The organism is Acidovorax sp. SUPP950 (assembly GCF_030158935.1).
In the GTDB taxonomy this organism is placed as follows: domain Bacteria; phylum Pseudomonadota; class Gammaproteobacteria; order Burkholderiales; family Burkholderiaceae_C; genus Paracidovorax.
The window spans coordinates 26,771-52,994 of record NZ_BQXE01000011.1 but is presented as its reverse complement, the minus strand read 5'-3'; the positions used below and the strand labels follow the sequence as shown (position 1 = coordinate 52,994).

Annotated in this window: 26 protein-coding genes; 10 read left to right on the top strand and 16 right to left on the bottom strand. The window is 70.2% G+C overall.

Annotation, left to right across the window (positions count from 1 at the left end; genetic code table 11):
* Positions 1-9: 9 nt before the first annotated feature.
* Complete coding sequence (locus AVME950_RS23640; protein WP_284431659.1) at positions 10-1,719, bottom strand: methyl-accepting chemotaxis protein; 1,710 nt, start codon at positions 1,717-1,719, stop codon at positions 10-12.
* 338 nt (positions 1,720-2,057) lie between these two features.
* On the opposite strand from AVME950_RS23640, the gene AVME950_RS23635 reads away from it, so the two are divergent.
* From AVME950_RS23635 to AVME950_RS23620, 4 genes are all read left to right on the top strand, one after another.
* On the top strand, positions 2,058-3,263 hold the full coding sequence (locus AVME950_RS23635; RefSeq protein ID WP_272549320.1) for a M20 aminoacylase family protein: 1,206 nt from the start codon (positions 2,058-2,060) through the stop codon (positions 3,261-3,263).
* 153 nt (positions 3,264-3,416) lie between these two features.
* Positions 3,417-4,520: a M14 family metallopeptidase gene (locus AVME950_RS23630; RefSeq protein ID WP_284431658.1), complete on the top strand. Its 1,104-nt coding sequence runs from the start codon at positions 3,417-3,419 to the stop codon at positions 4,518-4,520.
* 156 nt (positions 4,521-4,676) lie between these two features.
* A complete protein-coding gene (locus tag AVME950_RS23625; RefSeq protein ID WP_284431657.1) occupies positions 4,677-6,530 on the top strand; it encodes a methyl-accepting chemotaxis protein in 1,854 nt (617 codons plus the stop codon).
* A 110-nt stretch (positions 6,531-6,640) separates the two neighbouring features.
* Positions 6,641-6,895, top strand: coding sequence for an acyl-CoA-binding protein (locus AVME950_RS23620; RefSeq protein WP_284415135.1), 255 nt, complete (start codon positions 6,641-6,643; stop codon positions 6,893-6,895).
* A gap of 80 nt (positions 6,896-6,975) precedes the next feature.
* On the opposite strand, the gene AVME950_RS23615 is transcribed toward AVME950_RS23620, so the two are convergent.
* Positions 6,976-7,284, bottom strand: a complete 309-nt coding sequence (locus tag AVME950_RS23615) for a polyhydroxyalkanoic acid system family protein (protein WP_284401443.1) — start codon at positions 7,282-7,284, stop codon at positions 6,976-6,978.
* Positions 7,277-8,491 carry an aminopeptidase gene (locus tag AVME950_RS23610; protein ID WP_284431656.1) on the bottom strand — a complete coding sequence of 405 codons (1,215 nt, stop codon included), beginning with the start codon at positions 8,489-8,491 and terminating at the stop codon, positions 7,277-7,279. The genes AVME950_RS23615 and AVME950_RS23610 overlap by 8 nt, the downstream gene beginning before the upstream one ends.
* A gap of 95 nt (positions 8,492-8,586) precedes the next feature.
* Here AVME950_RS23610 and AVME950_RS23605 point away from each other — a divergent pair, with 95 nt between their 5' ends.
* A complete protein-coding gene (locus AVME950_RS23605; protein ID WP_284431655.1) occupies positions 8,587-9,273 on the top strand; it encodes a DNA-3-methyladenine glycosylase I in 687 nt (228 codons plus the stop codon).
* 15 nt (positions 9,274-9,288) lie between these two features.
* On the opposite strand, the gene AVME950_RS23600 is transcribed toward AVME950_RS23605, so the two are convergent.
* Positions 9,289-9,837, bottom strand: coding sequence for a hypothetical protein (locus AVME950_RS23600; RefSeq protein ID WP_284415141.1), 549 nt, complete (start codon positions 9,835-9,837; stop codon positions 9,289-9,291).
* Positions 9,838-9,908: 71 nt separating this feature from the next.
* Positions 9,909-10,343 carry a helix-turn-helix domain-containing protein gene (locus AVME950_RS23595; protein ID WP_284431654.1) on the bottom strand — a complete coding sequence of 145 codons (435 nt, stop codon included), beginning with the start codon at positions 10,341-10,343 and terminating at the stop codon, positions 9,909-9,911.
* 74 nt (positions 10,344-10,417) lie between these two features.
* Between AVME950_RS23595 and AVME950_RS23590 the strand changes: the two genes are divergently transcribed.
* The gene (locus tag AVME950_RS23590; protein ID WP_284431653.1) at positions 10,418-11,305 is read left to right on the top strand and encodes a class I SAM-dependent methyltransferase; all 888 of its coding nucleotides are present in this window, start codon (positions 10,418-10,420) and stop codon (positions 11,303-11,305) included.
* 6 nt (positions 11,306-11,311) lie between these two features.
* Positions 11,312-11,482, top strand: coding sequence for a hypothetical protein (locus tag AVME950_RS23585; protein ID WP_284431652.1), 171 nt, complete (start codon positions 11,312-11,314; stop codon positions 11,480-11,482).
* Positions 11,483-11,589: 107 nt separating this feature from the next.
* On the opposite strand, the gene AVME950_RS23580 is transcribed toward AVME950_RS23585, so the two are convergent.
* The 7 genes from AVME950_RS23580 to AVME950_RS23550 all read right to left on the bottom strand — a co-directional run bounded on the left by AVME950_RS23580 (position 11,590) and on the right by AVME950_RS23550 (position 19,014).
* Positions 11,590-11,760 (bottom strand): hypothetical protein, encoded by a 171-nt coding sequence (locus AVME950_RS23580; protein WP_272567028.1) that lies wholly within the window; start codon positions 11,758-11,760, stop codon positions 11,590-11,592.
* A gap of 118 nt (positions 11,761-11,878) precedes the next feature.
* The gene (locus AVME950_RS23575; RefSeq protein WP_372588286.1) at positions 11,879-12,274 is read right to left on the bottom strand and encodes a RidA family protein; all 396 of its coding nucleotides are present in this window, start codon (positions 12,272-12,274) and stop codon (positions 11,879-11,881) included.
* A 2-nt stretch (positions 12,275-12,276) separates the two neighbouring features.
* Positions 12,277-13,956 carry an AMP-binding protein gene (locus AVME950_RS23570; RefSeq protein WP_284431651.1) on the bottom strand — a complete coding sequence of 560 codons (1,680 nt, stop codon included), beginning with the start codon at positions 13,954-13,956 and terminating at the stop codon, positions 12,277-12,279.
* Positions 13,953-15,224: an acyl-CoA dehydrogenase family protein gene (locus tag AVME950_RS23565; protein WP_284431650.1), complete on the bottom strand. Its 1,272-nt coding sequence runs from the start codon at positions 15,222-15,224 to the stop codon at positions 13,953-13,955. The genes AVME950_RS23570 and AVME950_RS23565 overlap by 4 nt, the downstream gene beginning before the upstream one ends.
* A gap of 4 nt (positions 15,225-15,228) precedes the next feature.
* Positions 15,229-16,083, bottom strand: a complete 855-nt coding sequence (locus tag AVME950_RS23560; RefSeq protein WP_284401418.1) for an enoyl-CoA hydratase family protein — start codon at positions 16,081-16,083, stop codon at positions 15,229-15,231.
* A complete protein-coding gene (locus tag AVME950_RS23555) occupies positions 16,080-16,580 on the bottom strand; it encodes a MarR family winged helix-turn-helix transcriptional regulator (RefSeq protein WP_272567036.1) in 501 nt (166 codons plus the stop codon). The genes AVME950_RS23560 and AVME950_RS23555 overlap by 4 nt, the downstream gene beginning before the upstream one ends.
* A 4-nt stretch (positions 16,581-16,584) precedes the next feature.
* The gene (locus AVME950_RS23550) at positions 16,585-19,014 is read right to left on the bottom strand and encodes a bifunctional salicylyl-CoA 5-hydroxylase/oxidoreductase (RefSeq protein WP_284431649.1); all 2,430 of its coding nucleotides are present in this window, start codon (positions 19,012-19,014) and stop codon (positions 16,585-16,587) included.
* Positions 19,015-19,131: 117 nt separating this feature from the next.
* Here AVME950_RS23550 and AVME950_RS23545 point away from each other — a divergent pair, with 117 nt between their 5' ends.
* The 3 genes from AVME950_RS23545 to AVME950_RS23535 all read left to right on the top strand — a co-directional run bounded on the left by AVME950_RS23545 (position 19,132) and on the right by AVME950_RS23535 (position 21,569).
* Positions 19,132-20,421, top strand: a complete 1,290-nt coding sequence (locus AVME950_RS23545; protein ID WP_284431648.1) for a class I SAM-dependent methyltransferase — start codon at positions 19,132-19,134, stop codon at positions 20,419-20,421.
* Between the two features lie 60 nt (positions 20,422-20,481).
* Positions 20,482-20,805, top strand: coding sequence for a DUF1840 domain-containing protein (locus AVME950_RS23540; protein WP_284415164.1), 324 nt, complete (start codon positions 20,482-20,484; stop codon positions 20,803-20,805).
* 353 nt (positions 20,806-21,158) lie between these two features.
* The gene (locus tag AVME950_RS23535; protein WP_284431647.1) at positions 21,159-21,569 is read left to right on the top strand and encodes a structural protein P5; all 411 of its coding nucleotides are present in this window, start codon (positions 21,159-21,161) and stop codon (positions 21,567-21,569) included.
* A gap of 37 nt (positions 21,570-21,606) precedes the next feature.
* Here AVME950_RS23535 and AVME950_RS23530 read toward each other — a convergent pair whose 3' ends face one another.
* The 4 genes from AVME950_RS23530 to AVME950_RS23515 all read right to left on the bottom strand — a co-directional run bounded on the left by AVME950_RS23530 (position 21,607) and on the right by AVME950_RS23515 (position 26,221).
* Positions 21,607-22,665, bottom strand: a complete 1,059-nt coding sequence (locus AVME950_RS23530; protein WP_502869449.1) for a Bug family tripartite tricarboxylate transporter substrate binding protein — start codon at positions 22,663-22,665, stop codon at positions 21,607-21,609.
* 218 nt (positions 22,666-22,883) lie between these two features.
* A complete protein-coding gene (locus AVME950_RS23525; RefSeq protein ID WP_284401408.1) occupies positions 22,884-23,873 on the bottom strand; it encodes a tripartite tricarboxylate transporter substrate-binding protein in 990 nt (329 codons plus the stop codon).
* Between the two features lie 183 nt (positions 23,874-24,056).
* Positions 24,057-25,304 (bottom strand): phenylacetate--CoA ligase family protein, encoded by a 1,248-nt coding sequence (locus AVME950_RS23520; protein WP_272567046.1) that lies wholly within the window; start codon positions 25,302-25,304, stop codon positions 24,057-24,059.
* Between the two features lie 107 nt (positions 25,305-25,411).
* Positions 25,412-26,221 (bottom strand): ABC transporter ATP-binding protein, encoded by an 810-nt coding sequence (locus AVME950_RS23515; RefSeq protein ID WP_272567047.1) that lies wholly within the window; start codon positions 26,219-26,221, stop codon positions 25,412-25,414.
* Positions 26,222-26,224: the final 3 nt, after the last annotated feature.

Here is a 26,224-nt window from a genome sequence, read left to right as displayed (position 1 = left end):
AGCACGGGCTCAAAAGCCTTCCCAATCCTTTTCTCTGTGGGCTGCGCTCGCGCTCGGCGCGGTGCCCAGCCGCTTCACGGTGGCCTGCGAAGCTGGCAGCGGTGGCCGTACCGCGCTGGGGCGGGGGCGTGGCACGGCGGGCTGCTGTGGCTGTTGCAGCGATGCCCCGGGCGCGAGCTGGAATACCTCCATGGTCTGCACCAGTTGCTGCGCCTGCGTCTTCAGGCTCTGCGCCGCTGCGGCGCTTTCTTCCACCAGCGCGGCGTTCTGCTGGGTGACCTGGTCCATCTGGGTGATGGCCTGGCCCACCTGCTCCACGCCGGCGCTCTGCTCGCTGCTGGCGGCGCTGATCTCGCCCATGATGTCAGTCACCCGCCGCACCGAGGCGACCACCTCGTCCATGGTCACGCCAGCCTGGTTCACCAGCGTGGTGCCCTGGCCCACGCGGTCCACGCTGATGGTGATGAGGTTCTTGATCTCCTTGGCGGCCTCGGCGCTGCGCCCGGCCAGGCTGCGCACCTCGCTGGCCACCACGGCGAAGCCCCGGCCCTGCTCGCCGGCGCGGGCCGCTTCCACGGCCGCGTTCAGCGCCAGGATGTTGGTCTGGAAGGCAATGCCGTCGATCACGCCGATGATGTCGGAGATCTTCTTGCTGCTGTCGTGGATGCCCTTCATGGTTGCCACGACCTGCGTCACCACGTCGCCTCCCTTTTGCGCGATGGCGCTGGCGCCGGCGGCCAGCTGGTTGGCCTCCCGGGCGTTGTCGGCGTTCTGCTTGACGGTGGAGCTGAGCTGCTCCATCGACGCGGCGGTCTGCTGCAGCGCCGAGGCCTGCCGCTCGGTGCGCTGGGCCAGGTCGTTGTTGCCGGAGGCGATCTCCGCGCTGGCCGTGGCCACGCCTTCGGCGTTGTTGCGCACGTTCACCACGACGTCCGTCAGCGAAGCCTGCATGGTCGCCATGGTCTGCAGCAGCGGACTGAATTCGTCGTGGGCGCTGTCCATCACGGGCTGGGTGAAGTTGCCCTGGCGCACCCGGTCGGCCACGTCCTGCGACACCTTCACGCGGGTGCGCAGCAGCCTTGCGATGTAACAGGAAAAAGCGATCAGGCCAATGGCGATCACCGTGACCAGGGCGGTGAGCTGGCGCCGCGTGGCGTCGGCAGCGGACTGGATCCCCTGTACCTCCGTTGCCAGCGTTTGGCTCTGGCGCTCGCGTTCGGCCTTCAGCCAGGCCTGCATGGGCATGAAGGTGGGAATGGTCCTTTCCATCAGCATGGACTGCGCCTGCGGCTGCTGCCCCCCACGCACCAGGGCCATGTTGGCCTCGGCGGCGGGCCAGGTGGCGCGCTGCAGCTGTAGCCAGTCGCGCTCGAAGGCGTCGCGGCCGGCCTGGTTGGTCACCCCCTGCAGGAACGCGTCATCGTTGCGGGTGATCTGCTGGCGCATCGCGTCGATGTCCTTGGCCGCGGCGTCGATGCCCTGGGGCGACTGCACCAGCAGCGCCTGGCGCAGGTCCAGCAGCACTTGCGTCACGCTCAGCTCGGTGCTGGCGATGAGCCCGAGCTGGAGCACGCGTGTCTTGCCGGCCACGTCGGCCAGCCGCGCCACTTCCGAGAGCTGGAGCCAGGAGGTGAGGGCAAGGGCCGACAGTGCGGCGATCAATAGCAGGGACACGCCATGCAGGCGGGTGCCGATGCTCAGTCCGTTGAAGAATTTCATGGGGTTTCCTGGCTCTCTGCGCTGAAGGGATGCCCTGGGGGGCATCGGGGGATCGGACCGGGGGAAGATGGCTTGGACGTGGCAAGTAGCGGTGCCCATTCGATCGAGTTTGCGAAGGGCCGAAACCTGCAGGCTGCGTGCTGGCCTGCTGGGACTATCGGCATCCTATGGAGGCGATTAGCATCCCAGGTTGCGCCAGGTCAATCAAAGCAGTTTCCGGCGTGTGGGGCAGGCAGGCCCTAGACTCGGTGCGTCAGGCATGCATGTTGCATTCCTGCCCTTCTTTTTCGTCATGGTCGCTGGGTCCAGCCCTGGTGCACCGCTAAAGGAATGTTCCTATGAAAGTCCTCGACTCCATCGTTGCGCAGGCCGCCGGCATCGCCGCTGTGCGCCGCGACATCCACGCGCATCCCGAACTGTGCTTTGAAGAAGTCCGCACCGCCGACGTGGTGGCCGGCAAGCTCACCGAATGGGGCATTCCCATCCACCGCGGCCTGGGCAAGACGGGCGTGGTCGGCATCGTGCACGGGCGCGACGGCGGCGCCTCGGGCCGGGCCATCGGCCTGCGCGCCGACATTGACGCGCTGCCCATCACCGAATTCAACACCTTCGCCCACGCCAGCACCCACCCCGGCAAGATGCACGCCTGCGGCCACGACGGCCACACGGCCATGCTGCTGGCCGCGGCGCAGCACTTCGCCAAGCACCGCGACTTCGACGGCACCGTGTACCTGATCTTCCAGCCGGCGGAGGAGGGCGGCGGCGGCGCGCGCGTGATGATCGAGGATGGCCTGTTCGAGCAGTTCCCGATGCAGGCCGTGTTCGGCATGCACAACTGGCCCGGCATGAAGGCCGGCCAGTTCGCCGTGAGCCCCGGCCCGGTGATGGCCTCCAGCAACGAGTTCAAGATCGTCATCCGCGGCAAGGGCAGCCACGCGGCCATGCCGCACATGGGCACCGATCCCGTGCCGATCGCCTGCCTGATGGTGCAGGCCTTCCAGAACATCATCAGCCGCAACAAGAAGCCGGTGGATGCGGGCGTGATCTCGGTCACCATGATCCACACCGGCGAGGCCACCAACGTGGTGCCCGACAGCTGCGAACTGCAGGGCACGGTGCGCACCTTCAGCGTCGAGGTGCTGGACATGATCGAGCGCCGCATGAAGCAGGTGGCCGAACACACCTGCGCCGCGCACGAGGCCACGTGCGAGTTCGAGTTCGTGCGCAACTACCCGCCCACCATCAACTCGCCTGCCGAAGCGGAGTTCGCGCGCCAGGTCATGGCCGGCATCGTGGGCGAGGCCAACGTGGTGCGGCAGGAGCCCACCATGGGCGCGGAAGACTTCGCCTTCATGCTGCAGGCCAAGCCCGGCGCCTACTGCTTCATCGCCAACGGCGATGGCGACCACCGCGCCATGGGCCATGGCGGCGGCCCCTGCACGCTGCACAACCCGAGCTACGACTTCAATGACGACCTGATCCCGCTCGGCGCCACCTACTGGGTGCAGCTGGCACAAGGCTGGCTGTCCCGGCCGGCCGGCTGATCCGCTGGCGCGTGCCGGCCTCCATCCTGGCTCCCAAGGGTGCCGGATGGCATTCCTGTTTTTCGGGTGCTTCGGGCGCCTGCGCCCTGCCGCTCGCGGCGGGGTTTTTGCGTTGCCTTTTTTTGCCTCCCGGCCTCTTGAACGGAGATCTTCATGATCGGTATCGCCCCGGCGTTTTCCCCCAGCTACGCGCGCGCCCGCACCCAGTTCCTGGAGGCCGCCGCGGCCGCCGGATTGCTGGTGGAGTCGCACACGCACCCGCTCAAGGGGCGCGACGGCGAGACGCTGGCGATGGACGTGGTGCGCGACGGCCCGGACCATGCGCAACACCTGCTCATCGTGAGCAGCGCCTGCCATGGGGTCGAAGGCTACTGCGGCAGCGGCGTGCAGGTGTTCGCCCTGCACGACGAGGCCTGGCGCGCCAAGGCCCGCGAGCAGGGCGTGGCCGTGCTCTACGTGCATGGGCTCAACCCGTATGGCTTCTCGCACATCCGCCGGGCCACGCACGAGAACGTGGACCTGAACCGCAATTTCCACGACTTCACCCGGCCGCTGCCGGAGAACGCGGCCTACCGCGAGATCCAGCCGCTGCTGCTGCCCGACCAGTGGCCGCCCACGGCCGAGAACCGCGAGGCGGTGTTCCGCTTCATCGCCGAGCGCGGCGAGGCCGCGTGGCAGGCCGCCATCAGCCGCGGCCAGCATGAGTTTCCGGGTGGGCTGTTCTTCGGCGGCACGGCCCCGACCTGGAGCAACCGCACCTTGCGCCAGGTGCTGCGCGAGCAGGGCGAGCACGCCCGGCGCATCGCCTGGATCGATCTGCACACGGGCCTGGGGCCGAGCGGCCATGGCGAGCGCATCTATGCCGGCCGGGACGATGCCGCCTCGGTGCAGCGGGCGCGCGACTGGTGGGCCGGCGGCGGCGCCACGCCCGTCACCTCGATCTACGACGGTTCGTCCACCTCGGCTTTTCTCACGGGCCTGATGTGGAACAGCGTGTACGAAGAATGTCCACAGGCCGAAATCACCGGCATCGCGATGGAATACGGCACGGTGCCGGTGCTGGAGGTCATGCAGGCCCTGCGCGCCGAGCACTGGCTGAACCTGCATCCGGAGGCTCCGGCTGAGCTGGCAACGCAGATCAGGGCTCAAATGCTGGCCGCCTTCTACACCGACACCGACGCCTGGAAAGGCCAGGTGGTGAGCCAGGCGCGACAGTCGATGTTCCAGGCCGTGGACGGGCTTTGCGGCCCCGCATAGCGCTGCGGCGATAGATCCTCTGCATCCGTGGTGACACGGGGGGCTGGCATTTCCTGCGAATAACGCGAACAATGGCCCCTGCGCACCACCCGCAGCGCCCCGTATGGCCCGCCATGCGGCGGCGCTGTCAAAACAATCAAGGCACAGGGGATCGCTATGGAGGTTGGACAAGGACGGAACACGCTCGCACGCCGTTTGATGCTCATCAACGGGGTCATCCTGCTCCTGCTTGGCGGGGTGGCGGTCGCGATCTGGATCATGATGGGGCAGGTCACCGAGGACGCGGAGGTGGTCCGCTCCAGGAACGTGCCGCAACTGCAGCGGATCGCGGCCCTGGAGCTGAACGTGACGCGGGTGTCGCTGCAGCTGCGGCACTCGATCCTGTCGCGCACACCCGAAGAGCGGAATGCCGCGTTGGCCGACATCGCCGAAAAGCGCCAGCTGCTGCAAAAAACCCTGGAAGAGTTCGGCGCCAACATGGTCTCCGACGACGGGCGCCGCGCCTATGAGCCCCTGCCCGCGCTGATGCGCGCGTTCTGGGCCACCGGCGAGCAGAACCTCGCGCTCATCCAGGCCGATCGCAAGGAGGAAGCCTTCGCCTTCCTGGTGGACCAGACCATTCCCGCCCGCAACCGCCTGCTGGCGCCCTTGGGCCAGGAAAAGGACCGCCAGGGCGAGCGCCTGTCCTCCCGCATCAACGACGTGAAGGAATACGCGGCCACGGGCCGTGCGGTGGCAACGGCCGCGGTGCTGGCCGTGGTGGCTTGCCTTGCCGGCCTGAGCGTCTACCTGCGCACGGTGGTGCGGCAGCTCGGCGCCGATCCGTCGGAGCTCAAGCGTGTCGCGGACGCGGTGGCGGCGGGCGATCTGGCTTCGCGCGTTCCCGTGCGGCCGGGGGATACGAACAGCATCATGGCGGCGATGGCCAGCATGAGCGCGCGGCTGGCTTCGGTCGTGCGGACCGTGCGCAACAGCGCCGAAAGCGTGTCCGGTGCCAGCAGCGAGATCGACGCCGGCAACCACGACCTGTCCTCGCGCACCGAGCGGCAGGCCTCTGCGCTGGAGCAGACCGCGGCGTCGGCGGAGCAGCTGGGCAGCACCGTGCGCCAGAACGCCGACAGTGCGCGCCGGGCCAACGAATTGGCGCAGACCGCCTCGTCGGTGGCCGAGCAAGGGGGGGCGGTGGTGGCCGAAGTGGTGGACACCATGCGCGGAATCCAGGACAGCAGCGGCAAGATCGGCGAGATCATCGGCGTGATCGATGGCATTGCCTTCCAGACCAACATCCTCGCCCTCAACGCCGCGGTGGAAGCGGCCCGCGCGGGCGAGCAGGGCCGGGGCTTCGCGGTCGTCGCATCGGAGGTGCGCAGCCTCGCGCAGCGCAGCGCCGAGGCCGCCAAGGAGATCAAGGGCCTCATCACCGCCAGCGTGGACCGGGTGGAGCGCGGCAGCGCGCTGGTGGACAAGGCGGGACACACCATGGCCGAGGTGGTGGCCGCGATCCGCCGCGCCACGGACCTCATGGGCGAGATCAGCGCGGCCAGCGCCGAGCAAAGCAGCGGCGTGGACCAGATCAGCGAAGCCATCACGCACGTGGACCAGGCCACGCAGCAGAATGCGGCCCTGGTCGAGGAGATGGCCGCGGCGGCCAGCAGCCTGAACGCCCAGGCCAGCGAACTGGTGCGCGCGACCGCGGTGTTCCACCTGGGCGGCGAGGGCGCACTGCCCGCCGCGGCGCCACCACCGGTACCCCGGGCTGCGCCGGTGTCTGCACCACGGTTTGCGGCTTCCACGGCGGCCAAGCCGGCGGTCAAGCGCTTGTCGCCGGCCGTGGGCCAAAAGGCCGGGCCGCAGGCGCCGGACTCTCCGCCTGCATCGCCAACCGATGCCCCACCAGCCACTTCGCCAGCGCCCAAGCCCGCGCAAACCACCTCGGCATCGGCGGCGGCAAACCGCGCCGCGCCACCGGCATCCCGGCCCGGATCCGAGAGCGACTGGGAAACCTTTTGACGGGATGCGGCGCTGATGCGATGGGGGGTCACGGCGCTCCGGGCGTTCCAGGGCGCAGGAGCAACAGAGGCCCTAAGATGGCAGTTCGACCACCAACGGAGACCCTTTCCATGTCCGATCTGAACGCGGCGTTCGAAGCCGCCGTCGCCCAGTCCAAGAACCTCAGCGAGCGCCCCGACAACCCGACGCTGCTCAAGATCTACGCGCTCTACAAGCAGGCCACGGCCGGCGACAACGCCGAGAAGAAGCCGAGCTTTTCCGATGTGGTCGGCCGCGCCAAATGGGACGCCTGGGAAAAGCTCAAGGGCACCGAGGGCGATGCCGCCCGCCAGCAGTACATCGACCTCATCGAATCGCTGAGCTGACGCCGCGCTGGGCGCCAGTGTTTCCATGCGGGGCCGTGCAGTGCGCGGCCCCGCATTTTTGTTGCGGTGACCGATGCGGCTCAGGCCGCACTGGGCGACGGCCGGCCCAGCAGCTTGTCGAACTGCGCATCGATCTCGGCGGCGATACGGTCCTTGAAGGCGCTGAACAGGAAACCCAGTTCCGCCTGCAGTTCGAAGCGGTCGGCATGCACCTGCAGCGTGCCTTCGATGCCCGGGCGCTGAAAGCGCAGCGTGTCCTGCGCCGCGCCTTCTTCGTAGGCGCATTCCATGTCGAACTTGGCCTGGGCTTTCTGGGCCCACAGGCCGGCGATCTTGCGGGCCTCGGGCAGGCCGAGCCGGTGGGGGCGTTGGATGTGGATGTCAGGCAAGGGGCTTCTCCGGGGATGGCGTGGGCAGCAGGGCGCGCATGGCGGCCTGGCGTTGTTCGTGCGGCAGGGCCGCGAGGCGTTTCACCGCATCATAAAAGCGCGGCCAGTCGCGGCCTTCGCGCTCGAACAGCGCCTCGAAGGCCGGCACCCATTCGTCGTAGGCGGCCTGCGCGCCGAACGTGGCGTTGTTGGCCTCTGCCACCCATCGGTCGTAGCCCGCCAGCTGCGCGGGGGTGGCGCCGTCCTCGGCGATCCAGCGGGCGCGCAGCGCGGCGTAATCGGCGCGAAACGCCTGCATGCCCTTCTGTTTCAAGGTTGCCATCTCCGCGCTGGCAGCGGCGTTTTCGGCCGCAGCGACCGCCGCAGCGGCGGAGGCCGGGGCCGGGGCTTCCGAAGCACGGGGCGCATGGGCCGCGTAGACGGCGGCCAACCGCTCGCGGGCGTTCCGTGTGAGCGCGCGGAACGCGTTGCGGCGGCCATCGCCGCGCGCGTAGTCGGCCCGCGCCTGCGGCGTGGCGCGCTCGGCCAGCCAGCGCGCCACGCCCAGGCGCTCCACGGCGGTGGCGAACGATTCATTGAACAGTGTGTCGCCATGGGCGTACACGACCTGGTGCGCCAGCTCGTGGAAGAGCAGCCGCACGAACTCGCCCTCGGGCCAGCCGATGAAGGTGTTGAGCAGCGGGTCGCCGCCCGCCCAGTTCATGTAGCCCAGGGTGGAATACGCCGGCACGCCGTACACGCCCACCTCCAGGCCCTCGGTGGCCAGCCGCGCCGCCTCGGCGCGCGCATCGGCCTCGTTGAAATAGCCGCGGTAGCCGATGCACCCCGTGATCGGAAAGCACCAGCGGTGCAGCGTGAGCGAATCGGGCGGCGCGGCCACCACGTTCCACACGGCCGCGCGGCGGCCCAGGTCGGCATAGCGGCGGTAGCTGGCGTTGTCGGGCAGCGCCAGCTCGGTCACGGCGAAGCGCCGGGCCTCCTGTGCCAGCTGCAGGCGATCGCGCAGCGGCTGCGAGGTGTCGCCCCGCGCGAGCCACGTGTCGATGGGTTCGGCCGCGTGCATGAGCTGCAGGTGCCCGCGCACCGACTGCCAGTAGTACGCCAGCGACTGCCCCGTGCTGGCGCAGCCGGAGAGCAGGAGCGAGGCGGCCAGCAGCAGGGGGCGGGGCGACCGCAAGGGTGACGGGGGAAAGGGTGGCAGGGGCATTCGGCAATGGGTCGGCGGTCGGTGGGCCAAGGATAGCGAAAGCCATTGTTCGCCGCCGGGTGCCCCCGCGTTCGGGGCGCGGGCAGAATCCCGGCATGCCCGCCCCTCTTTCCGCTCCCGTTTCCGCCCACCCGTCTTCCAGTCCGGACAGTGGCCTGTTCACCGACGAGGCCGGATGCGCCCGCTGCCAGTGGTGCAGCGCCACGCCACTGTACCGCCACTACCACGACCATGAATGGGGCTTTCCGGTCGCGGACGACCGGCGCCTGTATGAAAAGCTGTGCCTGGAAGGCTTTCAGGCGGGCCTGAGCTGGCTCACCATCCTGAACAAGCGCGAAGCCTTCCGCGCGGGGTTTGCCCATTTCGATGCCGAGCAGGTGGCGCGCTTCGGTGCGGCCGACGTGCAGCGGCTGCTGGGCGATGCCGGCATCGTGCGCCACCGCGGCAAGATCGAGTCGGCCATCCAGAACGCGCAGCGCGTGCTGGAGCTGCGCCGCGAGTTCGGCTCGCTGGCGCACTACGTGTGGCGTTTCGCCCCGGCCGCCGCCGAAGGGCGCCCCGGCCGCATCACGCTGGAGTCGGTGCGCGCCATGCCCACCACGCCGGCTTCGGTGGCGATGTCCAAGGACTTGAAAAAACGGGGCTTCACCTTCGTCGGCCCCACCACGGTCTATGCCTTCATGCAGGCCATGGGGCTGGTCAACGACCACTTCGAAGGCTGCAGCGTGCGCGCGGCGGCCGAGGCGGCGCGTGCGGCGTTCGTGGTGCCCGGTCCGGGCTGATCACCGGGCCGCGGGCTACACCACCGTGTCGGAGCGGATCACGATGCGGTCGAAGCCCAGGTGCTGCATGCATTCGCGCAGGATGAGCAGCGTGGCGGCGAAGGCGGAGCCCTCGGGCAGGCCCTCCTGGGCGGGCGGGCGGCCCAGGGCCACCGAGACCAGGCGGTTGAAGGTGCGCTCCACGGCATCCAGCGGCAGGGTCATCTCGGGCTGGGCTTCGATGCCGGCCGCCAGCGCCACCTGGCGGATGCCGGCATCGGCCGTGTAGAGCGTGGTGTCCGGCGGCAGCACCGCGTGCACGGGCATCACGGCCTCTTCCACCACCTGGATGGCGTGCTCCAGTTCGCCCTCGGCCGGGGGATCGTGGCGAAAGCAGGCGGCGGCCGTGGCGTAGTAGCCCACTTCCAGGGTGCGCAGCAGCCGGGCCTGGGCCTGGGTGCCGCTGGCGATGGACGAGTGGCCCGCTCCGATGCGCAGCGCCGTGATGGGGCTTCCGGCCAGCGGGCCCGCCTGCAACGCCTGGTACAGGGCGCCGGCGTCGTTCGGTGAAAGGTGGGTGGACATGGTGCGGTCCCGGCAGGTGGAAAGGGTGGATCGATTGTGCCCTTTGCCGCAGGCCATGGGGCCCTGGCGGGTCAGTGGCCTGGATCGGCGGGCCGCCTGGGACGGCCGATGGCAGCCCCCGCCCCGGCGGCGCGCAGGAGGCGCCGGAAGGTGGGGCATTCCATGTGGCTGGGGGCCTTGCAGCGCGCGGCGTGCTGCAGCCCGTCGCGCATGGCGGTGAGCTGGCGGATGGTGGTGTCCAGGTCGTCGGCCTGGGCCAGGAGCCGGTCGCGGTCGATGCGCGGCTGGCCGTCGGGGCCGAACATCTGCCCGATGGCGTCGAGCGAGAAGCCGGCCGCCCGCCCGAGCGCGACGAGCGCGAGCCGCTCCACCACGCCCGCATCGAACAGCCGCCGCAGGCCGTGCCGCCCGACGGAGGCGATCAGGCCTTTTTCTTCGTAGAAGCGCAGCGTCGATGCCGGCAGGCCCGAACGGCGTGCCACCTCGGCGATGTCCAGGATCTCCATGGGCTTGACCTCAAGTCGGCTTGAAGTCGCACAGTCTAGCTTTCACTCCCTTTCCAGGCACCCAGGAGGCCGCCATGAACCCACCCCTTTCGATCGATTCCCCGCAAGCCGCGCTCTGGAACGGCGCCGCCGGCCATGCCTGGGTGCAGGCGCAGCCCCTGCTCGACCGCATGTTCGCGCCCTTCGAGGCCCTGCTCGCCGAGGCGGCCGACGCCCCTGGCGCGGGGCCCGGCATGCAGGTGCTCGACATCGGCTGCGGCACCGGGGCCACCACGCTGGCCATCGCGCGCCGGCTGGGCGACCAAGGGCGCTGCACCGGGATCGACCTTTCCGCGCCCATGGTCGCCGCGGCGCGCCAGCGCGGCCTGCGCGAGGGGCTGACGGCGCCCCGCGCGGACTTCGTCTGTGCCGATGCGCAGACCCATGCGTTCGCGCCGGCTTCCGTGGATCGGCTGGTGTCGCGCTTCGGGGTCATGTTCTTCGGCGACCCGGTGGCGGCGTTCGCGAACCTGCGCCGCGCGGCGCGCCCCGGTGCGAGCCTGTGCGCCGTCGCGTGGCGCAGCGCGGCGGAGAACCCCTTCATGACGGCCGCCGAGCGCGCCGCCGCCCCGCTGCTGCCGGGCCTGCCCGTGCGCCAGCCGGATGCGCCAGGCCAGTTCGCGTTCGCGGACCGTGAGCGGGTGGCGGGCATCCTGCGGGCCAGTGGCTGGGCCGGCATCGAGATCGAGCCCCTGGATGTCGTCTGCACGCTGCGGCGCGACGAACTGGTGCCTTATTTCACCGGCCTTGGCCCGGTCGGCCTGGCCCTGCGCGGCGCCGACGGGCCGACCCGCACCCGGGTCATCGCCGCCGTGCGGGCGGCTTTCGAGCCCTTTGTGCAGGGCGAGGCGGTGCGTTTCGGCGCGGCCTGCTGGCGGATCGCCGCACAGGCCGCGGCGGGTGGCACGCAAGGCTGGCGTTAGAGGGCCGTGGCCCGCCTCCTGGCCCGCTGCGGGGTGAACGATCGCCTGCCGGTCGCGCTGAACGTGCAGAACGTGTTCGACCGCAAGTACATCGCCGCGATGTCGGGCTGGTGGTATTCGGGCATGTACGGCGCGCCGCGCAGTGCGCAGGTGATGGCGGCGCGCTACCGGTTCTGAGCCGGCGGGCCGAGCGCGCCGCCGCCGCGTTGGCGCGCCACCGTCGCACCATGAAAAAAGCCCTCCGGAGAGGGCTTTGGCGTTGCGCTGGGCGCGAAGGGGGCTTTTCAGCCGCCCTTCTTGGAGCGCTTGCCGGGGTTCTTCTTGCTGCGGGTGGCGACGCCACGCTCCAGGCTCACGCGCTGGCCGCGGCCGGGGGTGGCCAGGGTCACGCCGGGCAGTGGCTGGGGACGGGGGGTGCGCTTGCGGTCGGCTTCGGTAACGATCTTGTTGCCCATTTGGGAGGCTCCTGGAGAGAAAAGTGAAAAACACGCTATTAGGCCACATCGTGCAGCCGCGCCCGGTGCGGGCCGTTTCCGCCCCCGCCGGGGCGCCGGGAAGTGCAGGGGGCCGCGCTCAGTCCGGCAGCACGGCGGTGGCCTCGATCTCGATGCGCGCGCGCGCTTCCATGAGGCCGGCGACCTGCACGCAGGCCATGGCCGGAAAGTGCCGGCCCAGCACCTCGCGGTAGGCGGCGCCCAGCTCCTTCAGGCGCGCGTTGTATTCCTCGCGGTCCACCACGTACCAAGTCATGCGCACCAGGTGTTCGGGGCCGGCGCCGCCGGCCTCCAGCACGGCGCGCACGTTCAGAAAGGTCTGGCGGGCCTGGACGATGAAGTCGTCGCTCTCGAACTCCTGGCGGGCGTTCCAGCCGATCTGGCCGCCCACGAAGAGCAGCGTGCCGCGGGCGGCCACGCCATTGGCGTAGCCCTTGGGGGGCGCCCAGTCGGGCGGTTGCAGTCGGGTGTGCAGGGTCATGTCTTGGGGGATGGAAGTGGGGCGTTGGCGGCCGCAGCGGCCGCGCTGTCGCGGGCCAGCGCGGCGGCCTGGCGCAGCTTGAAGCGCTGCAGCTTGCCGGTCTCGGTGCGCGGCAGGGCGGTGGCGAACTCCACGATGCGCGGGTATTTGAAGGGGGCGATGCTGGCCTTCACGTGGTCCTGCAGCGCCTTGGCCAGGGCGTCGTCGCCGGCATGGCCGGGGCGCAGCACGCAGATGGCCTTGACGACCATGCCGCGCTCGTCGTCGGGCACGCCGATCACGGCGCACTCGGCCACGGCGGGGTGGCGCAGCAGGGCATCCTCGACCTCGGGGCCGCCCACGTTGTAGCCGGCCGTGATGATCATGTCGTCGTCGCGCGCCTGGTAGAAGAAGTAGCCGTCGGCGTCCTGCACGAAGGCGTCGCCGGGGTGGTTCCAGCCGTTCTTCACGTAGTTGGCCTGGCGCGCATCGTCCAGGTAGCGGCAGCCCGTGGGGCCGATCACGGCGAGCTTGCCGACCGTGCCGCGCGGCAGCTCGCGCCCGCGCCCGTCCACCACCTTGGCCTGGTAGCCCGGCACCACGCGGCCGATGGCGCCGCGCCGCACCTCGCTGCCGGCCGACGAGATGAAGATGTGGAACATTTCGGTGGCGCCGATGCCGTCGGTCATCTCGATGCCGGTGGCGTCCTTCCACAGCTGGCGCGTGGCATCCGGCAGGGCCTCGCCGGCACTCACGCAGGTGCGCAGCGCGGGCAGGCCCAGGGCCTTGGCGAAGGGTGCCATCTGCCGGTAGAAGGTGGGCGCGGTGTAGCAGACGGTGGCGCCCACCTCGCGCATCAGCCGCACCATCACCTCGGGGGTGTAGGGCACGTCGGGAAAGTACACGCTCGCGCAGGCGGCCATGGGAAAGAGCAGCAGCCCGCCCAGCCCGAAGGTGAAGGCCAGCGGCGGCGAGCCGACCACGATGTCCTCGGGCGTGGAGCGCAGCACATGGTGCGGCCACGCGCCGCAGGCCGCCAGCACGTCGCGGTGGCTGTGCACCGGCGCCTTGGGATGCCCCGTGGTGCCCGAGGTGAAGGCCATGAGCGCGATGTCGTCCGCCGCGGTGGGGCAGGCGGGCAGCGGCGCGCAGCCGGCCGCGCGCACCAGCAGGTCGTCGGCCGCCGGCGCGGTGTGGAAGGGCACGATGGCGCGCAGCACCGGGTGCTGTGCCTGCGCGGCCTGCAGCTCGTCCAGCAGCCGGCCGTCGCACAGCGCGGCGGCGGGCTGGGCGCGCTCGATCACGTCGGACAGCTCCCGCGCGCGCAGCAGCGGCATGGTGGCCACCGCCACCAGCCCGGCATGCACCACGGCCAGCCAGGCGAGCGCCATCTCGGGCGTGTTGCCGCCGCGCAGCAGCACGCGGTTGCCGGGAACCAGGCCCAGGCCGTCCACCAGCACGCGGGCGATGCGCGCGACCTCGTCCTGCGCCTGCGCGTAGGTCCAGGTGCGCGTGGGCGAGCGCAGCAGCGGCCGCCCGCCGTGGCCTGCCTGTGCGGCGCGCTCGAACAGCACCTGCACGAGGTTGGCCTGCGCCGGCACCTGCAGCGAGGGCAGGTCGTAGTGCAGCGCGGGCCACTGCTCGCGCGGCGGCAGGCGGTCGTGGACGAAGGTGTCGGTCTGTGCGCTGGGGGTCATGCCTGCTCCTGCAAGACGGCTTTGCCGATGATGAGTTGCTGGACCTCGGTGGCGCCTTCGTAGATGCGCAGCGCGCGGATGTCTCGGTACAGCGATTCGATCTTGGCGCCCACCTCGACGCCGCGCCCGCCGTGCATCTGCAGGGCCATGTCGATCACGCGCTGCGCGTTCTCGGTGGCGGTCATCTTGGCCATCGCAGCGGCGACGCTGCGATTCCGGGCCTCAGAAGGATCGTGCGCGCGGCCCGCGGACAGCGATTCATCGCGCATCCATGCCGCCCGGTACGTGAGCAGCGCCGCGCCATCGACCAGCGCCGCCATCTCGCCCAGCTTGGCCTGCGTGAGCTGGAAGTCGCCCAGCGTCTGGCCGAACATGCGGCGCGTGCGCGCATGGTGCACCGCCTCGGCGAGCGCGCGCCGCGCCAGCCCCAACGCGGCGCCCGCCACCGAGGCGCGAAAGATGTCCAGCGTGCGCATGGCCAGCTTGAAGCCGCCGTGCAGCTCGCCCAGCAGCGCATCGGCCGGCACGGTGCAGCCCTCGAACGCGAGCGTGGCCAGCGGGTGCGGCGCCATCACGTGGATGTGGCGCGAATCGTCCAGGCCCGGCGTGGGCGCATCGACGATGAAGGCGCTGATGCCGCGCGTGCCGCCGGCCGGGTCGGTCTTGGCGAAGACGCAGTAGAAGTCGGCGATGCCGCCGTTGCTGATCCACGTCTTGGTGCCGTTCAGCGTGTAGGCGCCCATGGCCTCGCCCGCGGTATCGGAGCCGTTCGGGCCCGATGCCGGCGGATTGTTTGCCTGTGTAGCTATTGTTTTCATAGCGCCGACGTCGGAGCCGGCCTCGGGCTCGCTGAGCGCGAAGGCGGCGATCTTCTCGCCGCGCGCCACCGCGGGCAGGTAGCGTGCCTGCTGCGCGGCACTGCCGGCCAGCGTGATCGCGCCGCTGCCCAGGCCCTGCATGGCGAAGGCGAAGTCGGCCAGGGGCGAGTGGTAGGCCAGGGTCTCGCGCAGCAGCACCAGCGCGCGGGAATCGAGTTCGGCCAGCGCGCCGCCGTGCGCGGCGGGCACGCAGTAGCGCAGCCAGCCGCCGTCGCCCAGGCGGCGCACCCACTCGCGGCAGGCGGCGCGGTCGTCGGATTCGTCCACCGCCTGCGCGGCGGCCCAGGGCACGAGGCCATCCACCAATGCCCGGTGGGCTTCGCCGAAGAACGGCAGGGCGAGGTGCGCCGTGGACGGGGCGGCGGGCGCGGGGGGCGTGGCGGCGTGCATGGCCTCAATCCCCCGCGAACACGGGTTTCTGCTTGGCTGCGAACGCCTCGTAGGCGCGGCGGAAGTCCTGCGTCTGCATGCAGATGGCCTGCGCCTGGGCCTCGGCCTCGATGGCCTGGTCGATGGTCATGCTCCACTCCTGGCCCAGCATGGTCTTGGTCATGCCGTGCGCGAAGGTGGGGCCCTCGGCCAGCGAGCGGGCCGCGGCCTGCACGTGGGCGAGCAGGTCGGCCGATTCGTGCAGGCCGTTGAAGAAGCCCCAGGCCAGCCCTTCCTGCGCCGTCATCGCGCGGCCGGTGAACAGCAGCTCGGAGGCGCGGCCCTGCCCGATCATGCGCGGCAGCAGCGCGCAGGCGCCCATGTCGGCGCCGGCCAGGCCCACGCGGGTGAACAGGAACGCGGTGCGAGCGGCGGGCGTGCCGTAGCGCAGGTCGCAGGCCAGCGCCACCATGGCGCCGGCGCCGGCGCAGATGCCGTCGATGGCGCCCAGCACCGGCTGCGGGCAGGCGCGGATGGCCTTCACCAGGTCGCCCGTCATGCGCGTGAACTCCAGCAGTTCGGGCATGGTCATGCCGGTGAGCGGGCCGATGATTTCGTGCACGTCGCCGCCCGAGCAGAAGTTGCCGCCCGCGCCGGTCACCACCACGGCCTTCACGTCGGTCGCCGTGCGCAGCGCGCCGAAGAAGTCGCGCAGCTCGGCATAGCTCTGGAAGGTCAGCGGGTTCTTGCGCTCGGGCCGGTCCAGCGTGATGGTGCCCACGCCGCGGTCGAACTGCCAGGCGAAGTGCCGTGCCGCGTAGGGGGCCCGGGGCTCGAACTGCGGGCGCATGGGGTTGCCCGCGGAGATGTAGTGCTTCATGCGTTGGTTTCCTGGAGGGTGGGGGTGGCTGCCTGGGCGTGGGCCTTCACCTTGCCGAGCAGCCGGTGCAGGCTGGCGATATCGCGCTCGCCGAGCGGGCCGAAGGCCTCGACGATCCACTGCGCGTGCGCGTGGGCCATCGCGTCGAACTGTTCGCGCCCGCGCGGCGTGAGCCGCACGAGGAACACGCGGCGGTCGCCCGCCACGTCCACGCGTTCCACCAGCCCTTCGGCGACGAGCTGGTCGGTGATGCCGGTGACGTTGCCGCTGGTGACCATCATGCGGCGCGAGAGGTCCTTCATCTTCAGGCCCTCCGGCGCGCGTTCGAGCTGCGCCATCAGGTCGAAGCGCGGCAGCGTGGTGCCGAACTGGTCGCGCAGCCGGGTGCGCACCTGCTTTTCCACCAGCTGCGTGCAGGTGAGCAGGCGCAGCCACAGGCGCAGGGCCTCGGGGTGCTCGCTGGGGGCGGCGCCGTGAAGGCGGGCTTCGAGGTCCATGGTTTCAGTCCAGGGCATCATTTGCTATTGTTTTAATAGCGGTATGCCCTAGTACCGATTGCGCTGGGGCCTGTTTTTGCTTGGAGGCCTCGCGCAGCAGCTGGTCGCGGCCCGGGCCGTAGGGGCGCGGCCAGTGCACGTGGCGGCTGGCCGTCTCGCCCAGTTGCGCGGCGGCGTGCAGCGTCCAGGCCGGGTCGGCCAGGTGCGGGCGGGCGAGGGCGCACAGGTCGGCGCGGCCGGCGGCGATGATGCTGTTGGCATGGTCGGCCTCGCTGATGGCGCCCACGGCCATGGTGGCGATCTCCACCTCATTGCGGATGCGGTCGGCGAACGGCGTCTGGTACATGCGCCCGTACACCGGCCGGGCGGCGCGCGTGGTCTGGCCGGAGGAGACGTCGATCAAATCGCAGCCCGCGGCCTTGAACCACCGCGCCATCGCCACGGCGTCGTCCGGCGTGGTGCCGCCGGGTGCCCAGTCGTGGGCCGAGATGCGCACGCTCATGGGGCGCTCGGCGGGCCACGCGGCGCGCACCGCCGCGAACACCTCGAGCGGGTAGCGGCAGCGGTTTTCCAGGCGGCCGCCGTATTCGTCGGTGCGCTGGTTGGTCAGCGGGCTGATGAAGCTGGCCAGCAGGTAGCCGTGCGCGCAGTGCAGCTCCAGCCAGTCGAAGCCGCAGGCGGCCGCACGCCGGGCGCTGGCCACGAAGGCGGCGGTGAGCGCGTCCATGTCGGCGCGCGTCAGCGCGGCGGGTGTCTGGTTCTGCGGGCCGTAGGGCAGGGCGCTGGCGGCGCGCAGCGGCCAGTTGCCGTGCGGATCGCCCTCGGGCAGGGGCTCATCCGTGCCTTCCCAGCCCACGCGCGTGGAGCCCTTGGGGCCGCTGTGGCCCAGCTGCAGGCCGATCTTGGCGCGGCTGCTGCCGTGCACGAAATCCACGATGCGCGTGAAGGCGGCCTGCTGCGCATCGTTCCACAGCCCGGTGCAGGCGGGGGTGATGCGGCCGTCGGGCGTGGGGGCGGTCATCTCCACCATCACCAGCGCCGCGCCGCCGAGCGCGCGGGCGCCCAGGTGCACCAGGTGGAAGTCCTGCGGCACGCCCTCGACCGCGCTGTAGGTGGCCATGGGCGAGACGACGATGCGGTTATCGAGCGTGAGGCCGCGCAGCGTGAAGGGCGTGAGCATGGGCGCCACCGCGGCGCCGCTGTCGCCGGGCACGCCGGCGGGTGCCGGGGCCGGCGCCGCGCCGACCGTGGGGCGCGCCTGGGCCAGCCAGGCCTCGTAGCCCTCCAGCCAGCGCGCGTCGCGCAGGCGCAGGTTCTCGTGGCTGATGCGCTGGCTGCGCGTGAGCAGCGAATAGGCGAACTGCTCCACCGGCAGCCGGCTGTAGCGCGCCACGTTCTCGAACCACTCGGTGGAGTTGCGCGCGGCGTTCTGGATCTTGAGCACCTCGACGCTGCGGCGCGCCTCGTAGTCGTGCAGCGCCTGCTCCAGGGTCGCGCCGGTGGCCAGCGTCTGGGCCAGGTCGATGGCGTCTTCCAGCGCGAGCTTGGTGCCGCTGCCGATCGAGAAATGCGCCGTGTGCGCGGCATCGCCCATCAGCACGATGGGCACCGCCTTGCCGCCGATGGTTTCCCGATGCACCCAGGTGCGGCAGATCACGCGCGGAAAGCGGATCCAGTTGGCCGAGCCGCGCAGGTGCGTGGCGTTGCTGATGAGCGCGTGCCCGCCCAGGTAGGGCGCGAATAGCCGTTCGCAGAAGGCGATGGCCTCGGGCTGCTCCATGCGGTCCAGCCCGTGGGCCTGCCACACGGCCTCGGGCGTCTCGACGATGAAGGTGGAGGTGTCGGCGTCGAACTGGTAGGCGTGCGCCTGGAACCAGCCGTGCTCGGTCTCTTCGAACGCGAAGGTGAAGGCCTCGAACTTCTGGTGCGTGCCCAGCCACACGAAGCGGCACTGGCGCAGGTCGATGTCGGGCTGGAAGACCTCGGCATAGCGCGTGCGGATGCGGCTGTTCAGGCCGTCGCTGGCGATCACCAGGTCGGCTCGGTAGCGCGCGGCGAGCGCCTGGTCGTCGGACACGTCGGTCTCGAACACCAGCTCCACGCCCAGCGCCAGGCAGCGCTCCTGCAGGATGTTGAGCAGCCGCTTGCGCCCGATGCCGCAAAAGCCATGGCCGCTGGAGCGCACGCTGCGCCCGCGCAGGAACACCGCCACGTCGTCCCAGTGGTTGAACGCATCGCCGATCTGCGCGGCGGTTTCGGGATCGGCCGCGTGCAGGTTGGCCAGCGTCTGGTCCGACAGCACCACGCCCCAGCCGAAGGTGTCGAACGGCCGGTTGCGCTCCACCACCACGACGCGGTGCGCCGGGTCCTGCCGCTTCATCAGCAGGGCGAAATAAAGGCCGGCGGGACCACCGCCGATGCACAGGATGTTCATGTGAAAACAGTTTAGGCTTAAACGAATGACTGTCAATGGGGCCTGTGCCGATCGGGCGCGCCCGTGTCGGACAACGGCCATTGACGAGGCGTTGGGGCGGTTCAAGAATCGACGGCCATGAAACCGCTGCTGCACGCCCTGCAAGCCCGGCTGGAATCCCTGCCGGTGGACCTCTCGCTCGAACTGCCCGGCGGGCAGCGGCTGGGCCGTGCGCAGGCCCCGGTGGCGCTGCAGTTCCGCGACCGCCGCTCGCTGGCGGCGCTGCTCTCGGGCGAGGTGGGCGACCTGGGCGCGGCCATCGTCGAGGGGCGCGTGCGCTTCGAAGGCCGCATGCGCGACCTGGTGGCGGCCGCCGCCGCCCTGCTGCACGGCGACCCGGCGCGCGAACAGGCCGGGTGGTGGACGCGCATGATGGCCCGCGCCCGCTCGCGCGCGGTGCACACCATCACGCGCGATGCGCAGCAGGTGCGGTTCCACTACGACCTGTCCGACGACTTCTACGCCCTGTGGCTGGACCCGCGCCGCGTGTATTCGTGCGCCTACTACCGCGACGGCGCCATGGACCTGGCCCAGGCGCAGGAGGCCAAGCTCGACCACATCTGCCGCAAGCTGCGGCTCGCGCCGGGCCAGCGCTTCCTGGACATCGGCGCGGGCTGGGGCGGGCTGCTGCTGTGGGCGGCCGAGCACTATGGCGTGGACGCCACCGGCATCACCCTGTCGCGCAACCAGCACGCGCACGTGTCGCGCCTCATCGCCGAGCGGGGCCTGTCGGGCCGCGTGCGCATGGAACTGCGCGACTACCGCGAACTGCAGCACCCCGAGCCCGCGCCGTTCGACCGCATCGCCTCGGTGGGCATGTTCGAGCACGTGGGCCGCGCGCACATGCCCGATTACTTCGCCACCGTGCGCCGGCTTTTGCGGCCCGGCGGGCTGCTGCTCAACCACGGCATCACCTCGGGCGGCGTGGACAACGCGCAGCTGGGCGCCGGCCTGGGCGACTTCATCGAAAAGTACATCTTCCCGGGCGGCGAGCTGCTGCATGTGAGCGCCGTGCTGCACGATCTGGCGGCCAGCGGCCTGGAGATGGTGGACACCGAGAACCTGCGCCCGCACTACGCGCGCACGCTCTGGGCCTGGTCCGACGCGCTGGAGGCGCGGCTGCAGGAAGCGCTGCGCGTGCTCTCGGCCGGGGTCGGCGCGCCGCAGGGCGAGCGTGCCCTGCGCGCCTACCGCCTCTACCTGGCCGGCAGCGCCATGGGATTCGAGCGCGGCTGGATGGCCCTGCACCAGATGCTGGCCGCGCGGCCCGACGGCGACCTGGCCACGGGCGCCCTGCGCGGGGCCCAGTCGGACTATCCTTTCACCCGCGACTACATGCATTCACGCACCAGCCCGGCCGGGCATTGACGGCTGCAAGCCACCCCATCACCCCTACCTACCCACCCTTACCAAGGACCCTCGCCACCCATGCTGTACAAGTTCAAATCCCGCGCCACCGCCGACGTCATCATGCTGGAGGCCAACGGCCGCCAGCTGCTGCAGATCATGGGCAAGGGCACCGACCCGCACGGCATCGTCACCGCCGCGCAGATCCCCGCCGCGCTCCAGGCACTGGAAGCCGCCGTCGCAGCCGACGACGCCAAGGGTCGGTCCGATGCCGGCGAGGCGCCGGGCAGCGAGGACGACGATGCGGGCGAGCGCCCCGACACCGTGCGCCTGCGCCAGCGCGCGGCGCCGATCATCGACATGCTCCAACGCAGCGCCGCGGAAGGGCACGACGTGGTCTGGTGAACCAGGCCGGACCGGCGCTGCGGCAGGCCGCCATGAGGCCGGGCACGCGGGCGTCGGCCGCGGCATGCAAGTCCCTCCTGGCGGAGGAAGTGAAGGCCAGGATCGGGGCCGGCATGCCGGATTTTTCAGGCGAGAACGTTTCGAATTTCCGCAGCGCGGCACCCGTGGTGCCGATCGGGCCAAGCCGACCTTAAAAGTTCTGAATCCTGCTTCAGCGCGGCGTGGAAAGCGTGAATTTCAGGACCCGGGCACCTACAGTTCGAGTCCGAAGCCAGGGGTCGAGCGACCGTGACGCGAGACCCGGGCCCAGCGCCCCACCGTGGGCACCATATCCTGCGTTCTCACCGCTTTTCATGTTGACTCTCGTTCCGCGCGGCATCCGCAACCACAATCCCGGCAACATCGTGCGCAACCACATTGGCTGGCGCGGCATGGCCGAGGACCAGTCGGCCGACCCCCGGTTCGTGGTGTTCTGCGAGCCGTACTGGGGCCTGCGCGCCATGGCCCTGCTGCTGCGCAACTACCAGGCCAAGTACCAGCTGTGCACCATCGACGGCATCATCCGCCGCTGGGCAGCCTGCGGCGAGTGCGACCCCTGCGACTACGTGCGGCAGGTCGCCGGCAGCCTGGACATCAGCCCGCACGCCTTCATCTGCCTGAACGCTGCGACCCTGCCGCCGGTCATGCGCACCATCGTGCAGCTGGAAAACGGCATGCAGCCCTATCCGGATGGGTTGATCGCCCGGGCGGTCAGCGCGTACTGAACGCCCACCGGGAGGCGTGCGGCCGCGCCACCGCGGCTCAATCCACCTTTGCGCCCGACGCCTTCACCACCTGCGCCCACTTGCGGTGTTCGCTGTCGATGTGTTTGGCGAAGTCGGCCGGCGAGTTGCCGCCAGGGATCGCGCCCTGCGCCAGCAGGCGTTCCTTGACGGCCGGGGTGGCCAGGGCCTTGGCGGTTTCCTGCTGGATGCGGGCCACGATCTCGGGCGGGGTCCCGGCGGGGGCGAGCAGGCCGAACCACGAGCTGGCCTCGTAGCCCTTGAGATCCGGGCCGCCGACCTCTTCGACCGTGGGCACATCGGGCAGGGCGGGCGAGCGGTGGGCGCTGGTCACGGCCAGGGCCTTGAGCTTGCCGGCCTTGATCTGCGCCATGGAAGACGGCAGGTTGTCGAACATCACGTCCATGTTGCCGCCCACCAGGTCCAGCAGCGCGGGGCCGGAGCCGCGGTAGGGCATGTGCAGCATGTAGGTCCCGGTCATGCTCTTGAACAGCTCGCCGGCCAGGTGGATCGAGGTGCCGTTGCCGCTCGATGCCATGTTCAGCTGGCCGGGGTGGGCCTTGGCGTAGCGGATGAAGTCGGGCACCGACTGGATGCCCAGCGTGCGCGCCTTGTCGGCGTTGATCTCCATCACGTTGGGCACGGCCGCCACCAGGGTGATGGGCACGAAGTCCTTGATGGGGTCGTAGGGCAACCTGCTGTACAGCGCGCGGTTGATGCCGTGCGTGCCGACCGTGCCCATCAGCAGGGTGTAGCCGTCGGCCGGCGACTTGGCGACCACTTCGGCGCCGATGTTGCCGCCCGCGCCGCCCCGGTTGTCCACGATGAACTGCTGGCCGAAGGCGCGGCCCAGCTCGGGCGCCACGGCGCGCGCCAGGATGTCGGTGGTGCCGCCGGGGGCGAACGGCACGACGATGCGCACCGGCTTGGTGGGCCATGCGCCGGACTGGGCATGGGCGCCGGGCATCGCGTTCCAAAGGCCGGCGGCCAGCAGCAGGGCGGCGAGCGCCAGCGCGCGGCGGCGCGGCGTGGCAAGGGGCTGGCGAAGGGTCTTGGACGGGGTGGCGGAAAAGCGCATGGGGATCGGTCCTTGGGGATGGCGGTCAATCCCCCGTTGTAGGCCCCGCTGCGCGAGGCGGGCAGAGGGATGACCCGTAGGCCGGAGCGCGTTCCACGCCTCGCAAAATGCACGCCCCAAGAAAAAAACCGCCCGGGGCGCAAGGCCAGAGGCGGTCGGGGCGATGCGCGGGCGCTGCGTGTGGCGCAGTGCCCGGCCCGTCAGTGGGATCAGTCGGATCAGTCGGCGTAGGTGCCGGCGGCCTTGATGATGGGGCCCCACTTGTCGATCTCGGCCTGCACGAACTTCTTGTGCTCGGCGGGTTCGACGCGCTGGTCGGCCGCCACCACGGCGCCCAGGCCTTCCTGCTTCTTGATGAAGTCGGGGTCTTTCAGCGCGGCCTTCAGGGCGTCGTTGAGCTTCTTGAGCACGTCGGCGGGCGTGCCCTTGGGCGCGTACAGGCCGTGCCAGATCGTGACCTGGAAGTCCTTGACGCCGGACTCAGCCAGCGTGGGCAGGTCCTTGAGGGATGGCGTGGTGAGGCGCTTGGGCGTGGTGACCGCGTAGGCCTTGACCTTCTTGGCCTCGATCTGCGAGGTGGTGTTGGTGGTCTGGTCGCACAGCAGGTCGATCTGGCCACCGATCAGGTCGGTGATGGCGGGTGCCGTGCCCTTGTAGGGCACGGGGGTCATCTCGACCTTGATCGCGCTCTGGTACAGCAGGCCGCACAGGTGCGACGCGGCGCCCAGGCCGGCATGGCCCAGGTTGATCTTGCCCTTGTTCTGCTCGATCCAGGTGGCCAGTTCCTTGTAGTTGTTGGCGGGCAGCGTGGGGCGGGCGATGAGCGTCATGGGCACGTCGTTCACGACGCCCAGGTATTCAAAGTCGTTGGGCACGCTGAACGGCAGCTTGCGGTACAGCGCCGGCATGGTGGCCATGGCGATGTGGTTGAGCAGCAGGGTATAGCCGTCGGCACTGGCGCGCGCCACCTTGGCGGTGCCGATGCTGCTGCCTGCGCCCGCGGCGTTGTCGATCACCACGCTCACCCCACCCAGCGGCTTGCGCATGGCCTCCGCCAGATCGCGTGCCACGCGGTCGGTCGGGCCACCGGCGGCGAAAGGAACGACGATCGTGACCGTCTTGTCCTTGGAGGGAAAACCCTGCGCCTGCGCGCCGAAAGCGGCGGCCACGGCAACGGCCACCAGTGCGGTCTTGAATGTAGTTTTCATGAGGTTCCTTTGAAAAGACGCGCCATGATAGCCACCGGTTTTTACACCGCCATCAAGGTAATTACTTAGCAGTAACGTGTAGGGGTTTAAAGGTTTATAGGCCTGCAGCGCTTGTCTGTATTGGTTTTTAAGCTATTAATATAGGAGCGACGGGTGCGGCGATCCGGTGGGCGGCTGCCGGGCTCATCGATAGCTGCGTGCGTCCTCGATCACACGGCCGTCATTGGGCAGCGTGCCGGGGGCCACCATCTCGACCTCGCCGCGCAGCTTGGTCTGCTCGCGCATCGCCTCGGCCAATTGCACGGCCAGGCCGGCGGCGGTCTCGGTGGTTTCCACGCGCAGCAGCATCTGGTCGCTGGCCATCTCGCCGCTCACCACCAGGCGCGCGCGCAGCACCTGCGGAAAGCGCCGCACGATGTCGGCCACCTGGCCGGGGTGCACGAACATGCCGCGCACCTTGGTGGTCTGATCGGCCCGGCCCATCCAGCCCTGGATGCGGGTGTTGGTGCGGCCGGTGGGGCAGGTGCCGGGCAGCACGGCCGAGAGGTCACCCGTGCCGAAGCGGATCAGCGGGTAGTCGGGGTTGAGCGTGGTCACCACCAGTTCGCCCACCTCGCCTTCGGGCACCGGGTCGCCGGTGCCGGGCCGCACGATCTCCACGATCACGCCCTCGTCCAGCACCAGGCCTTCGCGCGCGGTGGTTTCGTAAGCGATCAGGCCCAGGTCGGCCGTGGCATAGCACTGGTAGCCGGCCACGCCCCGCCCGGCCAGCCAATCGCGCAGCGAGGGCGGAAACGCCTCGCCCGAGACCAGGGCCTTGCCCACGCTGGGCAGCGGCGTGCCCAGCTCGGCCGCCTTGTCCAGCAGGATCTTGAGAAAGCTCGGCGTGCCGATGTAGCCCGCGGGTTTCAGTTCGGCCATGGCCTGCACCTGCTGCTCGGTCTGGCCCGTGCCGCCCGGGAACACCGAGCAGCCCAGTGCATGGGCGCCGGTTTCCATCATCGAACCGGCGGGCACGAAGTGGTAGCTGAAGCTGTTGTGGATCAGTTCGCCGGGCCGAAAGCCGGCGGCGTGGATGGCGCGCGCCATGCGCCAGTAGTCGCGCCGCGTGCCCTCCGGTTCGTACAGCGTGCCGGGGCTGGCGAACACGCGCGGCATGGCGGCGCCGAACGACAGCGCGCTGAATCCGCCGAACACGTTGGTGGCACGGCCGGCCTGCTGGCGCGCGAGCAGCTCGTGCTTGCGCGTGACCGGCAAGGTGGCCAGCGCCTGGCGCGTGGCGATGCCCGCCGGATCGATGCCCTGCAGGATGCCGGCGAACGCGGGCGAGGCCCGCTGCGCATGCGCCACCTGCGCGGGCAGCGCGGCCATCAATGCGCTTTCGCGGGCTTCGGGCGGGCGGGTTTCGAGGTCGTCGTAGAAAACGCTCATGGATATACCTCCGGGGTGCACGTTCTGGGCGTGCTGGGGATGGGAGACAGGCAAATGGTGGGCTGGACTGCACCGCGCGGTCGCGGCGCGCCGGATTCGCGGTGGACCTAGGCCAGCCAGCGCTTGCGGCGCTTGTAGCTCTTGACGTCCTTGAAGCTCTTGCGCTCGCCGCCGCCGACGCCCAGGTAGAACTCCTTCACGTCCTCGTTGTTGGCCAGGTCGCTCGCCGCGCCGTCCATCACCACGCGGCCGCTTTCCATGATGTAGCCGTAGTCCGAGTATTTGAGCGCCATGTTGGTGTTCTGCTCGGCCAGCAGGAAGGTCACCTTTTCCTTGGTGTTGAGGTCCTTCACGATGTTGAAGACCTCCTCCACGATCTGCGGCGCCAGGCCCATCGAGGGCTCATCGAGCAGCACCATGCTGGGGTTGGCCATGAGCGCGCGGCCGATGGCGCACATCTGCTGCTCGCCGCCCGAGGTGTAGGCGGCCTGCGAGGTGCGGCGGGTCTTCAGGCGCGGGAAGTACGCGTACACCTTCTCCAGGTTGGCCGCGATCTCGGCGCGGCTGGTGCGGGTGTACGAGCCCGTCATCAGGTTCTCTTCGATGGTGAGGTGGGCGAAGCAGTGGCGCCCCTCCATCACCTGCACCACGCCGCGCTGCACGAGGTCGGCGGGCGAGAGGTTCTCGATGCGCTCGCCCCGCAGCTCGATGCTGCCCTTGGTGACCGCGCCGCGCTCGCCCTGCAGCAGGTTGGAGATGGCGCGCAGCGTGGTGGTCTTGCCCGCGCCGTTGCCACCCAGGATGGCGACGATGCCGCCTTCGGGCACCTGCAGCGAGACGCCCTTGAGCACGAGGATCACGTGGTTGTAGATGACCTCGATGCCGTTGACGTTCAGGACGATGTTTCTGGGTTCCATGGT

Coding starts and splice junctions, on each gene's coding strand:
- AVME950_RS23560 (WP_284401418.1), bottom strand. CDS start 16,083: ATGAAGCACTACATCTCCGCGGGCAACCCCATGCGCCCGCAGTTCGAG.
- AVME950_RS23545 (WP_284431648.1), top strand. CDS start 19,132: ATGAAACCGCTGCTGCACGCCCTGCAAGCCCGGCTGGAATCCCTGCCG.
- AVME950_RS23630 (WP_284431658.1), top strand. CDS start 3,417: ATGATCGGTATCGCCCCGGCGTTTTCCCCCAGCTACGCGCGCGCCCGC.
- AVME950_RS23555 (WP_272567036.1), bottom strand. CDS start 16,580: ATGGACCTCGAAGCCCGCCTTCACGGCGCCGCCCCCAGCGAGCACCCC.
- AVME950_RS23565 (WP_284431650.1), bottom strand. CDS start 15,224: ATGCACGCCGCCACGCCCCCCGCGCCCGCCGCCCCGTCCACGGCGCAC.
- AVME950_RS23530 (WP_502869449.1), bottom strand. CDS start 22,665: ATGCGCTTTTCCGCCACCCCGTCCAAGACCCTTCGCCAGCCCCTTGCC.
- AVME950_RS23610 (WP_284431656.1), bottom strand. CDS start 8,491: ATGCCCCTGCCACCCTTTCCCCCGTCACCCTTGCGGTCGCCCCGCCCC.
- AVME950_RS23540 (WP_284415164.1), top strand. CDS start 20,482: ATGCTGTACAAGTTCAAATCCCGCGCCACCGCCGACGTCATCATGCTG.
- AVME950_RS23595 (WP_284431654.1), bottom strand. CDS start 10,343: ATGGAGATCCTGGACATCGCCGAGGTGGCACGCCGTTCGGGCCTGCCG.
- AVME950_RS23640 (WP_284431659.1), bottom strand. CDS start 1,719: ATGAAATTCTTCAACGGACTGAGCATCGGCACCCGCCTGCATGGCGTG.
- AVME950_RS23590 (WP_284431653.1), top strand. CDS start 10,418: ATGAACCCACCCCTTTCGATCGATTCCCCGCAAGCCGCGCTCTGGAAC.
- AVME950_RS23620 (WP_284415135.1), top strand. CDS start 6,641: ATGTCCGATCTGAACGCGGCGTTCGAAGCCGCCGTCGCCCAGTCCAAG.
- AVME950_RS23570 (WP_284431651.1), bottom strand. CDS start 13,956: ATGACCCCCAGCGCACAGACCGACACCTTCGTCCACGACCGCCTGCCG.
- AVME950_RS23635 (WP_272549320.1), top strand. CDS start 2,058: ATGAAAGTCCTCGACTCCATCGTTGCGCAGGCCGCCGGCATCGCCGCT.
- AVME950_RS23515 (WP_272567047.1), bottom strand. CDS start 26,221: ATGGAACCCAGAAACATCGTCCTGAACGTCAACGGCATCGAGGTCATC.
- AVME950_RS23550 (WP_284431649.1), bottom strand. CDS start 19,014: ATGAACATCCTGTGCATCGGCGGTGGTCCCGCCGGCCTTTATTTCGCC.
- AVME950_RS23535 (WP_284431647.1), top strand. CDS start 21,159: ATGTTGACTCTCGTTCCGCGCGGCATCCGCAACCACAATCCCGGCAAC.
- AVME950_RS23600 (WP_284415141.1), bottom strand. CDS start 9,837: ATGTCCACCCACCTTTCACCGAACGACGCCGGCGCCCTGTACCAGGCG.
- AVME950_RS23580 (WP_272567028.1), bottom strand. CDS start 11,760: ATGGGCAACAAGATCGTTACCGAAGCCGACCGCAAGCGCACCCCCCGT.
- AVME950_RS23625 (WP_284431657.1), top strand. CDS start 4,677: ATGGAGGTTGGACAAGGACGGAACACGCTCGCACGCCGTTTGATGCTC.
- AVME950_RS23525 (WP_284401408.1), bottom strand. CDS start 23,873: ATGAAAACTACATTCAAGACCGCACTGGTGGCCGTTGCCGTGGCCGCC.
- AVME950_RS23520 (WP_272567046.1), bottom strand. CDS start 25,304: ATGAGCGTTTTCTACGACGACCTCGAAACCCGCCCGCCCGAAGCCCGC.
- AVME950_RS23605 (WP_284431655.1), top strand. CDS start 8,587: ATGCCCGCCCCTCTTTCCGCTCCCGTTTCCGCCCACCCGTCTTCCAGT.